The sequence below is a fragment of the Paenibacillus sp. WC2504 genome, from assembly GCF_052682475.1.
On record NZ_JBQZFH010000001.1, the window covers coordinates 624,602 to 636,664 of the forward strand.

Genomic DNA, 12,063 nt, shown 5'->3' on the forward strand with positions numbered 1-12,063 from the left:
AGCCATTTACGTCGCAGACGATAGATGGTTAGGCGCTTCATTCCCTAATTCAGGAGCAGGCATTAGCTGTGGGATGATGTCTTGACATGATTTCACCAAAAGACGCGAGATCACCGCTGACATTTCATCAATAAACGTAAGGCTTGTGTGCTCCATGACTTTATGGTTGAGCAAGCTGTGGTTGTTAATAATCCCTTTGAGATGAATATGTCCGATAGGCGGAAGCTCTTTATTTAAGCTGACACCGGGCTGAAGCGGTTCTTCCACTAGTTGGAGCGTTCCGATTTTGTAGAACTGGCCAAGAGCGGCATCAACAGCAATCGTGTAAGCTTGATTATGTGATTTGGCAATGTGAGCGATGGTCTTCTGTAAATTGAGTGCATGCACGGGTTTCTCCAGCGTTCCATAAAGATGAACATGACGGTGGCCTTCGAACCGCTCGGATAACCGACTCCCGACCATCGGGCCAAGGGAATCCCACGTGTAACGATTGGTGCCGACGCATATAATGACAATTTCCGTGTAGGCCGGTTTTGATAAATAATGATTCGTTAAAGCTTCAGACAAATAGGCAACAGATTTCTTATCAAGGTAATGGATATGGCGCATCATGGGGTAAAATCACCTCTCTTCCGTAAGTAATATACGCCGAGCAGCTGTACAGTATGAGTATACATCCTGAAAGGAAAGAAAATCATAAATGATACTATATCCTAATATAATCTTGGTATACAATATACACAAGTAGAAAAAGGAGAGTGAATGCGATGTCGAATGCTTATATTTTAACACAAATGACATGGCCAGAGGTAGAAGTGGCCCTCAAAACGGTCAAAATTGCCATTATTCCACTAGGCGCACATGAACAGCACGGCCCTCATATGGTTGAAAGCTGCGATGCTGTTCTTGCTGAAGAAATGGGAAAAAGGCTAACGGCAAGGTTATACCCGGAGGCACTTTTAACGCCTACCATTAATATGGGCGTCTCCCCGCATCATCTTCATTTTCCAGGCACAATTTCCTTGGAGCCTACAACCGTTATTGCGATTCTGCGCGATATGATCAAATCATTAAAAAGCCAAGGGATCGAGAAATTCCTGGTCATCAATTCGCATGGCGGTAACCAAGCGACATTAGGCGTCGCGGCGGATATACTGACAGCAGAACTGGGAGTATCCCTCTTTTATGCCAAAACGACGGCATCTGCGAAAGATGTGATGGACAGGCGCATCGCATCCAAGCTGTACGGTCACAGCTGCGATCGCGAGGTGTCCGAAGCGATGTATTTGGCGCCTCATCTGGTCCGTGAGGATAAACTGGAGAAAGGCGACATTCAAGAGGGGCGCTGGAAAAAGCTTCGCCCGGGCAGTCCCCTTCAAGGCTTCTATTACTATGAAGAAATGACGTGCAACGGCTGCATCGGCGATGCGACGAAAGCCAGCCGGGACATCGGAGAGGAGATTGTTGAGACGGCCCTTGAGCGGTTGACTCAAGCCGTTAGAGACATGATATAAACTTATGAAGCAAGCACTGTTTATTGCAGCGATCGCCGCCTATCTTGTCTCTGAAATCTATCCAAGCGAGTGGCTAACTTGGCTCCAATCCGGGCTTAGTCTTGTCATTATTGTCGTCGCATTCCGCTCGATCAAGCCATTCGTGCAGCTATTAGGCACAATTTTCCTAAGCACAGGCGCCATTCTTCTAGCGGTGAACGGAGCTTCATGGACGGATTACTTCCTTAGCTTCGGCAGTATGCTGAACGTATTAAGCTTATTTGTGCTGATTCCGATGATTGCCTTGCCCATCGAGCTCGCACACTACGCGGTGAGAGTACAGGCGATTCTCTACAGCAAGGTGCAGCACTCCGGTATGCTCTATTGTATTACTTCATTATTATCCTATATTTTGAGTTCGTTTATGAACCTGGCCACACTGCCGATGATGTACCACAGTATTCAGCCTTCCCTGCAATATTATCCGATTCAGCAAAAAGACAGATTTATTAGCCGGGCAATTACACATGGCTACAGCATGCCAATTCTGTGGACACCAGTAGCCCCGATTGTCGGCATTATTGTGGAAATGACAGGCGTAAGCTGGAGTGCGATTTTACCCATCGTCATACCGTTCAGCTTATTAGGTCTGGCTTTGGATTGGTTGATGGGGACGTGGGTCGCTAATCGCCGCCTTAAAAAAATCAGTCTGACTACGCTTGAAGAGATTTCTGCTGCCAGGGAAAGTGCGGTCGTTCATCAGCCGAATGCGTCTAATGAGGTCAAAGGGAGCCATCCGTGGCAAATCCTTATCGCGATCGTTGTACTTAATGTGCTGGTTTTTGTATTAGAGCGATTTACGCATATGGGATTCTTGCTGTTAGTCTCGATCATCGTTATTCCATTTGCTTACGTATGGTCTTTGATGTTAGGGAAGGGCATGGCGTTTATTACAAGCAGCCAAACCTTGCTATCGTCTCATGTGCTGAAAATGAAGGATCAATTCTTCGTTTTCTTAAGCGCCGGTTTTATGATATCAGCTATTAAATCTACGGGCAGCAACCATGCGATCAACGAAGGGATCATGGCTATTCAACATGCCATCGGGTCTAATCTCTTTCTGCTCATGATCCCGCTAATTCCGTTAGCGCTTGCATTTATCGGGCTGCATCCTGCAGTTGGATTGGCTCTGGCAGCGGAGTCATTGAATCCGCAGGCGCTAGGTATTTCCGTGCAGCTGATGGCGATCGCTATGCTTACGGGGGCGGCCACGGCATTCTTAATGGGGCCTTACAACGCTACCGCCGGGATGATGTCTAATTTGATAGGGAAGAGCTCGTATAAGGTATCAAACTGGAATGCACCTTTTACAATTGCGTATTTAATGATGTCGATGATCTTGCTGTTAATCTTAAAAAAAGTGGGTTGACAGGGTAGCCCAATCTAAGTAATAATAAGTCCATGAAATCATTTTGGTATACCATATACCAAATGCCAGAACAATCGACGAGTTGATCTACTACGACACTTTACATTTTGAGAGGAGAGTTTTATATGACAACAGCAGCAACTGAATCCCGTTTGATGAACAAAGAGGAATTCCGCTATGCACTTGAGCAAGCCATTGAAGGTAATGCCGTTTCAAAAGCTCCTTTTACAACAATGTGGGCAAATGGTGAATTGAAGAAAGAGCATTTTGCCAGATGGGTAGAACAGCATTACGCGTATGTAGGTCCATTCGCAGAGTACTTGGCTTATATCTATGCCAACTGTCCGCATGAGGACGCAAGAGACTTCATCCTGCAAAACATGTGGGAAGAGGAACTCGGCGGCGACCGTCACACCGATTTGTTAATTCGTTTTGGTGAAGCTTGCGGAACGACGCGCGAACGCGTGGAATCCATGCAGCACCTGCTCCCTGAAACCATCGGCTTGCAATCCTGGTGTTACCGGATGGCTTTCAAAGAAAATTTTTTATTCGCAACAGCAGCGTTAGTTGTAGGACTTGAATCTCAAGTGCCTGCCATCTACCGCAGACAAACGCCAACGCTTCGCAATCACTACGGTTTTACAGATGAAGAAGTGGAATTCTTCGATTTACATATCGTATCCGATGAGATCCACGGCGAGCGTGGCTACCAAATCGTACTTGAGTATGCTAGAACACCTGAAGATCAACAACGCTGTATCAAAATTGTAGAAGAAGCTACGAAAATGCGCAGAATGTACATCGCAGCAATCTCCCGTGAATTTTGCTTAGAATAGTCCTTATCTCTTATAAATGTTCATAGAAAATAGAAGTTAAACCGTTCCCGGGAAGTTGAATTCTCGGGAATTGGTCTAACTGGCATACAGACCCTGCTTTTGAGCCGAAATTGGTCGTTAAAGAGAAAGGGGATTGACATGGCAGCAACAGAAACAGCCGTACAGACTTTCAAAAACCTGATTAACGGGGAATGGGTAGAGGCCGCAAGCGGTGAAACCTTCTTGACCATTAACCCGGCTAATGTGAAAGATAGCGTAGGAAGATTTCAAGCTTCGACAGAAGAGGATGTCATCCAGGCTATGGAGGCTGCTGAGCAAGCTTTCAAAACTTGGCGTCACGTTCCCCCTACCAAGCGAGCGGAAATCTTGTACAAAGCAGCGGACTTGCTGGAAGCAGGTTTGGAGCAATATGCGGAAGAACTGACTCGCGAGGAAGGAAAAACGATGGCGAGCAGCCGGATGGAAGTGAAACGTTCCGCCCAAACGCTCAGGTATTACGCTTCTGAAGGATTAAACGTTTCTGGCGAAACGCTTCCATCAGATGATGCAACTACTTTTGTATACACACGCAAAGAACCATTAGGTGTTATTTCCGTCATTACACCTTGGAATTTCCCGATTTCTATTCCAGTACGCAAGATCGCTCCTGCCTTAGTTACTGGCAACACCGTGGTCTTCAAACCGGCATCGAACACGCCGTTGATTGCTTATCGGTTAGTGGAGGCGCTTCATCAGGCTGGACTTCCAGCGGGCGTGATCAACTTCGTGACAGGCTCCGCATCCAAAACAGGCGTGCCGCTAGTCACACATTCCGCCGTCAAAGCGGTTACTTTCACGGGTTCCACGGGTGCAGGAGAGAAGATCAATCGTCAGGTACGATTATCCACTCGTGTGCAGCTGGAGCTAGGCGGTAAGAATCCGTTGATCGTGATGGATGACGCGAATATCGATCATGCGGTGGAGCTCGCCGTGAAAGGCGGCTTCGAATTAACGGGCCAAGCTTGCACGGGCACGAGCCGGGTCATCATCATGGATGCGGTGCATGATGAATTTGTTGAGAAGCTTGTAGAGAAAACCAAGCAGCTCAAAGTTGGCAACGGGTTAAGCAAAGGCGTTGAAGTCGGTCCTCTCGCGAATGAAAGCCAACTTCGCAATGTGCTCGATTACGTCGCCATCGGAAAAGCGGAAGGTGCTGAACTGGTCGTAGGCGGCGAGCAGCTAACCGACGGCGATTACGCCAATGGTTACTACGTAACGCCAGCCGTATTCGTAGGTGTTGCACCTGACATGCGCATCGCGCAGGAAGAGATTTTTGGACCGGTCATCTCCGTGATCCGTGTTAGCAGCTTCCAAGAAGCGATGGACATCGCCAATGATGTGGAGTTCGGACTTTCCGCAGCGATTTGTACATCCGAGTCCGGCCGGATTCAACATTTCATCCAGAACATCGAGACTGGCATGGTGAAAATTAACCGACCCACGACGGGGAATGCCTACAACGCGCCATTTGGCGGCGTGAAGATGTCCAGTACAGCAACGTATCGCGAGTCTGGTCGTGCGGCACTTGATTTTTACACGCAAATCAAAACGGTCTACCACGGCATCTAAACGATAGATTCATAACGGAGGATCTGACATGAAATCGGTCTTAAAGCTGGAACTGGAAGAAGCAAAAGTGATGATAGAGGCAGCTAAAATAGCGGCGGAAGAAGTTAAAGCTTTGGAATCCATCTGTATCGTGGATGACGGCGGTTATATCATTGCACTGGAGCGCATGAACGGCGGGCGAATTACAGGTCCTGAGATCGCAACGTCCAAAGCTTTTACAGCAAGTGGCCACAAGCGTTCCACGCATCTGTTCAACCAACCGGGAGGACCTGCGACAACAACCGGAGAAGCGTTCGGTATTCACGTGATGATGCCAGGTAAGTTCGCGATCTTCGTTGGCGGATTCCCGATTGTCGTGAATGGCGAAGTCATTGGAGGCGTCGGCGTTAGCGGAGGGAACGGGGAGCAGGACACAGCGGTCGGCACCGCGGCGTTAAAGGCTTTGCAGCAGCATTTGGGCAGCGAATATGAAGTAATGACCCAAGCGGATATTAAAAAATAATCGCGGTTCGTTCCTTGTGAAACTAGCTGCACATGGAGAGGGAAGAGGGAAGATGGTGTACTGGAATCTGTTCCTCGGTTTTTTTCGAATCGGTCTCCTGGGGTACGGCGGAGGGCCAACCATGATTCCATTGGTTCATGCGGAAGCTGTTCAGAAGTACCAGTGGATGACGGACGATGAATTTACAGATGTACTTGCTATGGGAAATGCATTGCCTGGGCCAATCGCTACGAAAATGGCGGGGTATATCGGCTACAAGGTGAAAGGCTACTTAGGCGCATTTATTGCGATAGCAGCTATGGTCATTCCCGTGCTTGTAGGTATGATTTTACTTCTTGGTCTCATCTATAAGTTAAAAGATTCCGGTATTGTAGGCGGCATGACACACGGAATTCAGCCTGTTATCGGTGTAATGATGGCGGTTATGGCTTATGACTTTTTCAAAAAAGCTTGGCAAAGTTGGGTGAAGAGCAAAACGCTGGCGTGGACACTCATCTCGATTATTGCGCTGGTTCTGCTTAACTTGAATCCGGGCTTGCTGATTGGCATCGCGCTTGCTTACGCGTTCACGGAGTCAACTTACTTGGCTAACAAAAAGAAGCGCAACCAGCAGCAACGCGATGCAGACAGGGGTTTTTCAGCATGAAGCTTTTAGAAATATTTTGGGCTTTTTTTGTTCCAAACATATTAGGCTACGGTGGCGGGCCGCCGATTATCCCGCTGCTGCAGGCTGAGGTAGTTGATCATTACGGATGGATGAACGTGGAAGAGTTCGGTAACGTGCTGGCGCTCGGCAATGCACTTCCCAGTCCGATCGCCACTAAACTTGCCGGGTATATCGGGTATCAGGTTGGCGGTATCCTTGGCGCGATTGTTGCGCTAATCGCTACCATTCTTCCCACGGCGCTTGCGATGGTCCTGTTGTTCAAGTTTATCAACTTCTTCAAAGGAGCTCCGCAAGTTATGGCGATGACGCTGATCGTGCGCCCGATCGTTGCTGTTCTTCTCGGTACGTTGGCTTTGCAGTTTTTCAACAGTGCGTATCAATCGGCGGGGATTTGGCAGACGGCATTCCTGGCAGCGGCTAGCTTTATTGCTTTGGAAAAATGGAAAGTACATCCCGCAGCTGTTGTAGGATTAGGTTTAGTGTATGGGGCTTTTGTACTGGGCTGATTCGGCGGTAGACCTCCGTATTTTAAAAAGTTGATTGGTTATGGTGTATCGATTACACTGTAAGAAAACGCATTCGCGGAGGTATACCATATGCCGGACAATCCAGTTGTTTGGAAAGATGAGGAATTAAGCCCTATTCGGGATAAAGTGTTTCAATATATTAAACAAGCTATTGTACAAGGTGTATACAAATCCGGTGACCGGATTATCGAGAGAGAGTTGGCCGATCAATTAAACGTTAGCCGAACGCCCATCCGGGAAGCCTTATTCCGGCTTGAATCACAGGGGTTTGTCAAGACGCTTCCCCGTAAGGGCGTGGTGGTCTCCAAACTTTCACCGGAAGAAATCATTGAAATATTCACGATTCTTTCTTCGTTGGAGAGTTTGGCGGTTAAGCTCGCTGTGAAGAAGTTGGAACAGCAGCAACGGGACGAACTCAACCAAATCGTTGTCGAGATTGACACGGCGTTAGCGAAACCGACGTTTGAGCAGTCGGACTGGAAATACCATTTTGAAGCGAATGAAATTATATTCCGTGCTGCTAAGAGTCCGAGACTAACGCAAATGTTGGATGGTTTATCCGACTATATTCGCGCCTTCGTTCATGTAGGCTATGAGCTCCCTGGACGCCAACGCAAAGCGATGGAGGAGCATAGGGAAATTGTCAAAGCCGTACTGAACGGTGAAGCGGAGTTTGCAGAAAATTTAACGAAAATTCACGTTGAAAACTCGAAGAAAGCTTACATGGAAGCTTTGGAAAGAGAATAATTGCCGTATTTGCCTACGCTCATGCTGCTGTATGGAGGTTGTGAAATGCCGAATGTGACATTGCACCAAAATGGCCAAGTTTATCAGCAAGAGGTTACTGAGAATAGTAACTTGGTGGTTTTAGCGGGGGTTAAGAAATTCCCTCATCTGAAGTATGGCTGTGGTATGGGGAAATGCACGAAATGTATGGTGAAAGTGGTTACCGGTGGAGATAAGCTTCAAGAACCCAATTGGAAAGAAAATAAGATGCTGGGCGATAAAATTAAGGAAGGCTTTCGCTTAGCATGCCAGTTATATATTTCGGAAGATATTGAGCTTTGTCAGGAATAGATCGGCGAGACAGCAGTAAATATGGGGTAGGGGATGACTTATTGTGCAAATTTATGGACAAGTTGAAGCCAAACTCGAAGAACTGAACATTCTGCTGGACTCTCCGCCTAAACCAAGTGGCAATTATCTGCCCTACACCATGGTACCGCCTTTGATTTATTTGAGTGGTGTAACTCCGAAGGTGGGTGGAGTGCTTCAATATAAAGGCAAAGTAGGACAAGAGCTTTCGAAAGAAGAAGGATATCAGGCAGCCAGGCAATGTGTGATTAATCAATTAAGCACATTAAAGGCTATTTTGGGAGACCTGAATCGGGTGACCAGTATTATTAAAATGGAAGGCTTCATCAATGCGGAAGCTGGGTTTCAGGATCTGCCTTTTGTATTGAATGGCGCTTCTGATTTGCTAGTTGAAGCATTTGGGGATAAGGGCTTGCATGCCCGTTCTGCTATAGGTGTTGCTGCATTGCCCGGAGGGGCGGCAGTAGAGGTAGAACTAATTGTGGCTTATAAATAAAAAAAATGAGCGGAGGGCTTCATATGAGCGAATATATTCTAGTATCCACAACGGATCGTTACCGTACCGTAACAAATAACCCGAATTTAGAGTTAGTGGCCGCATATGAGTATTACTTCTTCGGCAAGAAAAAAACACTTTTTGAAGTATGCAAAATCGTTGGTGACGATGCGAGAATCATCATTCAAGGGGTTTCCGAGAAATTCGCAGATAACAGCATTCCGCTCAAAGTATTTCCCAAGTTCGATTCCACCGCTCAAATAGAGAAAGAGATCTATGAATTGGACATCGACAAGGACAGTAAAATTGTTAAAACGGCATAAGGTAAAGGCGCAGGCTCTTGGAGCTTGCGCTTTTTTTATGGGCAGGGAGCGGCGGATGTGCGATTTGAGCTGTAACGGACTCAGATGACGTTATTTATTGAATTTGCTGCTATTTGAGGTAGTTTCTTGGCCAATAGCGGCTCTGGAGTCCGTTAGCTGCAATTTTTATCCAAAAAGCAGCAAATAAGGTCATCTCAGTCCGTTAGCCAATCAACCCAGCCTACCTAACAAACACATAAAAAAAGCAGCCCCCAAGGACTGCTGCCATCGTTCCTGCTATTGAGCTGCGTTAATTCTTCGCTGAGCGATTTTGCCGAGGCGATTGAGATCTTCTTCGCCCCAGGAGATAGTCACATCACCGGTGACGAAGGTTTGGCAGGCAAGGCGGAAGCCTTGATCGAGCTTTTCCTGGCCGAGTCTGTCGACTTCCTTTTTCATAATTTTGCTGAGGTGTTCATGTCCGTCCACGATTTGTACACGGCAAGTTCCGCAAAGGCCACCGCCGCATTTGTAAGGTACAGACCCTTCATAACGGATCGATGTTCTTAAGAGATTAGCGTCTTGTTCGACTTCTATCGTTTTTCCAGATGTTTGATAAGTCACTGATGGCACTTGGCATCCCTCCATGTCTTAGTAGAGTCAGTATATCATATTTAATTGGTTTATGGTATACCAAATACAATATTTTTGATATGATAGAGGGACAAGGCGAGATCATTTGAACCCACATTAGGAGGATCCCTTACATATGTTAAACGTTGGCATTATCGGATATGGAACCATAGGCCAGGATGTAGCCCAAGCTATTTTGCAGGGAAACGCCGGGCAGGTGCAATTAAAAGCGATACTAGTTCGTGACGAAACGAAGTATCCGGATACAAGTTCCCATGGATATGTGATGACATCAAATGAGGAGGTGTTTTTCCGTCAGGGGCTGGACGTTGTGGTGGAGAGCGCTGGACACGAAGCGGTAAGGCATTATGGCGAAAAAGCCTTAGACAATAGAGCGGACCTCATCTTGGTCAGCGTTGGTGCGTTAGCGGACGAGCCGCTGCACCTTAAAATTCTCGAGAAAGCACGGCAAACAGGCAGAAAAGTGATGGTTCCTTCAGCTGCAATTGGAGGTTTAGATCGCATCGCAGCAGGAAGTGTAGGCCCGATGGACGAAGTTACATTAGTGACAAGAAAACCTCCTAAGGCTTGGATTGGTACAGTTATCGAGCAGCAGGTGAATTTGGCTGAATTAACGGAGCCGTTTTGCGCATTCGACGGAGTGGCTCGTGATTCCGCTCGCTTGTTTCCGGAGAGTGTCAATGTTTCCGCTGCACTAAGCTTAGCCGGTGTAGGATTTGACCGGACCAAAGTGAAAGTGTTCGTAGATCCTCACATCAGCCACAATACGCATGAAATCGAAGCGAGGGGGAAATTCGGTCAAATCCATTTGCAAATCAGAAATACCCCTTCCGCCGGCAATCCCAAAACCGGCTATATTGTGGCGATGAGTGTTATCAAAACGCTGCGAGATTTAACATCACCTTTTGTCATCGGCATATAAAAAATGTAGAAACGGGGATCTGAATATGGCCTATAACAGTATCATTCTGCGTCTGGAATTAACTCTCAACCAAGTGAGTTTTGGCGATGTTGCTTCAGCCATTAGTAAAGCAGGGGGAGATATTACATCTATTGATATTATTCGCCCAGGGCAGGAAGTAACAGTTCGCGATGTTACGGTTCAAGTAGCTGATACGGCTGAGACCGCCGTTGTTGAAGCGATTAAATCGCTAGAAGGCATCCGTCTTGTCAATGTATCGGACCGCACGTTCCTTGCGCATCTTGGGGGCAAAATTTCTGTACAGCCAACACTGCCGATCAAAAACCGGGATGATTTGTCCATCGTGTATACACCGGGAGTGGCCCGCGTGTGCACAGCCATTCATGAAGATCCTCAGAAAGCGTACTCTCTAACGATCAAAAGAAATACCGTAGCTGTCGTAACGGATGGTACCGCTGTACTAGGCTTAGGCGACATTGGCCCTCATGCAGCTGCACCTGTTATGGAAGGTAAAGCTATGCTTTTTAAACAATTAGCAGGGGTTGACGCTTTCCCGATCTGCTTGGACACGCAGGATACGGAAGAGATCATTCGCACGATTAAAGCGATTAGTCCTATTTTTGGCGGTATTAATTTGGAGGATATTAGCTCCCCACGTTGTTTCGAGATTGAGACAAGGCTTAATGAAGAGTTGGATATTCCTATCTTCCACGACGACCAGCATGGAACGGCTATTGTTGTCATCGCGGGACTTCTGAATGCGCTCAAGGTTGTTGGCAAACGAATGGACCAGGTTCGTGTTGTCGTTAATGGCATTGGTGCAGCAGGCGTCTCTATCTGTAAAATGCTGCTTGCCGCCGGAGTAAAGCGGCTCGTCCCCGTTGATCGGGAAGGGGCGATCATTCGCGGAGGCGAATATGCGCACCACCCGATGTGGGCATGGCTTGCCGAGCAGCCGCAAGTTGAAGCTAACCCTGGCAGCTTGCGCGATATCATTAGAGGCGCTGACGTATTCATCGGCGTGTCGAGAGGCGGATTGCTGAACGGAAGCGATGTGCAAAAGATGGCTCCGAACAGCATCGTCTTCGCCATGGCGAATCCGGTGCCGGAGATTGATCCGAAAGAAGCGCTCCCTCATGTGCGAGTATTTGCTACGGGGCGGAGCGATTATCCGAACCAAATCAATAATGTGCTTGTGTTTCCGGGGATCTTCCGAGGGGCGCTGGACTGCCGAGCACGCGAAATCAACGAACCGATGAAACTTGCGGCAGCACGCGCCATTGCTTCTGTCGTTTCCGAGAATGAGTTGAATGACCAGTACATCATCCCGAGTATTTTTAATGAGCAAGTTGTCACCAAAGTCAGGAATGCCGTAGTTGAAGCAGCTATTTTGACCGGTGTTTCACGCCGTATTCCGCCTGATTTCAGATAAGTGGTACCATGAAATAGGACAAAGAGGCTTGGGGGCTAGATACCCGAGGCACCCCAAGCACCTCAAGCAAAAAGTACCCAACAAAGGGTGCTTTTTTTGC

At 47.5% G+C, this 12,063-nt stretch carries 15 protein-coding genes; 13 read left to right on the forward strand and 2 right to left on the reverse strand.

What is annotated here, in order from left to right; translation table 11 throughout:
* Positions 1-6: 6 nt before the first annotated feature.
* On the reverse strand, positions 7-612 hold the full coding sequence (gene yyaC / locus ACUN27_RS02940) for a spore protease YyaC (RefSeq protein ID WP_445558351.1): 606 nt from the start codon (positions 610-612) through the stop codon (positions 7-9).
* Between the two features lie 155 nt (positions 613-767).
* On the opposite strand from yyaC, the gene ACUN27_RS02945 reads away from it, so the two are divergent.
* The 11 genes from ACUN27_RS02945 to ACUN27_RS02995 all read left to right on the forward strand — a co-directional run bounded on the left by ACUN27_RS02945 (position 768) and on the right by ACUN27_RS02995 (position 8,976).
* Positions 768-1,514 carry a creatininase family protein gene (locus ACUN27_RS02945; RefSeq protein ID WP_445558352.1) on the forward strand — a complete coding sequence of 249 codons (747 nt, stop codon included), beginning with the start codon at positions 768-770 and terminating at the stop codon, positions 1,512-1,514.
* Positions 1,515-1,518: 4 nt separating this feature from the next.
* Complete coding sequence (locus ACUN27_RS02950) at positions 1,519-2,922, forward strand: hypothetical protein (RefSeq protein WP_445558353.1); 1,404 nt, start codon at positions 1,519-1,521, stop codon at positions 2,920-2,922.
* Positions 2,923-3,047: 125 nt separating this feature from the next.
* Complete coding sequence (locus ACUN27_RS02955) at positions 3,048-3,758, forward strand: TenA family transcriptional regulator (protein ID WP_127456901.1); 711 nt, start codon at positions 3,048-3,050, stop codon at positions 3,756-3,758.
* A 138-nt stretch (positions 3,759-3,896) separates the two neighbouring features.
* Positions 3,897-5,366 (forward strand): aldehyde dehydrogenase family protein, encoded by a 1,470-nt coding sequence (locus tag ACUN27_RS02960; protein ID WP_315952887.1) that lies wholly within the window; start codon positions 3,897-3,899, stop codon positions 5,364-5,366.
* Between the two features lie 28 nt (positions 5,367-5,394).
* Positions 5,395-5,868 carry a GlcG/HbpS family heme-binding protein gene (locus tag ACUN27_RS02965; RefSeq protein ID WP_315952888.1) on the forward strand — a complete coding sequence of 158 codons (474 nt, stop codon included), beginning with the start codon at positions 5,395-5,397 and terminating at the stop codon, positions 5,866-5,868.
* A gap of 16 nt (positions 5,869-5,884) precedes the next feature.
* Complete coding sequence (locus ACUN27_RS02970; protein WP_445558354.1) at positions 5,885-6,514, forward strand: chromate transporter; 630 nt, start codon at positions 5,885-5,887, stop codon at positions 6,512-6,514.
* The gene (locus ACUN27_RS02975; protein WP_315952889.1) at positions 6,511-7,041 is read left to right on the forward strand and encodes a chromate transporter; all 531 of its coding nucleotides are present in this window, start codon (positions 6,511-6,513) and stop codon (positions 7,039-7,041) included. Before ACUN27_RS02970 ends, ACUN27_RS02975 begins: the two co-directional genes overlap by 4 nt.
* Positions 7,042-7,131: 90 nt before the next feature.
* Positions 7,132-7,809 (forward strand): GntR family transcriptional regulator, encoded by a 678-nt coding sequence (locus tag ACUN27_RS02980; protein WP_326061714.1) that lies wholly within the window; start codon positions 7,132-7,134, stop codon positions 7,807-7,809.
* Between the two features lie 45 nt (positions 7,810-7,854).
* Complete coding sequence (locus ACUN27_RS02985; protein WP_326061713.1) at positions 7,855-8,139, forward strand: 2Fe-2S iron-sulfur cluster-binding protein; 285 nt, start codon at positions 7,855-7,857, stop codon at positions 8,137-8,139.
* Positions 8,140-8,182: 43 nt separating this feature from the next.
* Positions 8,183-8,653 carry a RidA family protein gene (locus ACUN27_RS02990; protein WP_315952891.1) on the forward strand — a complete coding sequence of 157 codons (471 nt, stop codon included), beginning with the start codon at positions 8,183-8,185 and terminating at the stop codon, positions 8,651-8,653.
* A 23-nt stretch (positions 8,654-8,676) separates the two neighbouring features.
* Positions 8,677-8,976, forward strand: coding sequence for a hypothetical protein (locus ACUN27_RS02995; protein WP_127456893.1), 300 nt, complete (start codon positions 8,677-8,679; stop codon positions 8,974-8,976).
* Positions 8,977-9,252: 276 nt separating this feature from the next.
* Here the strand turns inward: ACUN27_RS02995 and ACUN27_RS03000 are convergent, their stop codons facing one another.
* Entirely contained in the window at positions 9,253-9,588 is a 336-nt protein-coding gene (locus ACUN27_RS03000) for a 2Fe-2S iron-sulfur cluster-binding protein (protein WP_127456892.1), read from the reverse strand.
* Between the two features lie 136 nt (positions 9,589-9,724).
* On the opposite strand from ACUN27_RS03000, the gene nadX reads away from it, so the two are divergent.
* Positions 9,725-10,531, forward strand: coding sequence for an aspartate dehydrogenase (nadX, locus tag ACUN27_RS03005; RefSeq protein ID WP_326061712.1), 807 nt, complete (start codon positions 9,725-9,727; stop codon positions 10,529-10,531).
* 25 nt (positions 10,532-10,556) lie between these two features.
* Entirely contained in the window at positions 10,557-11,963 is a 1,407-nt protein-coding gene (locus tag ACUN27_RS03010; RefSeq protein WP_315952893.1) for an NAD-dependent malic enzyme, read from the forward strand.
* Positions 11,964-12,063 lie beyond the last annotated feature (100 nt).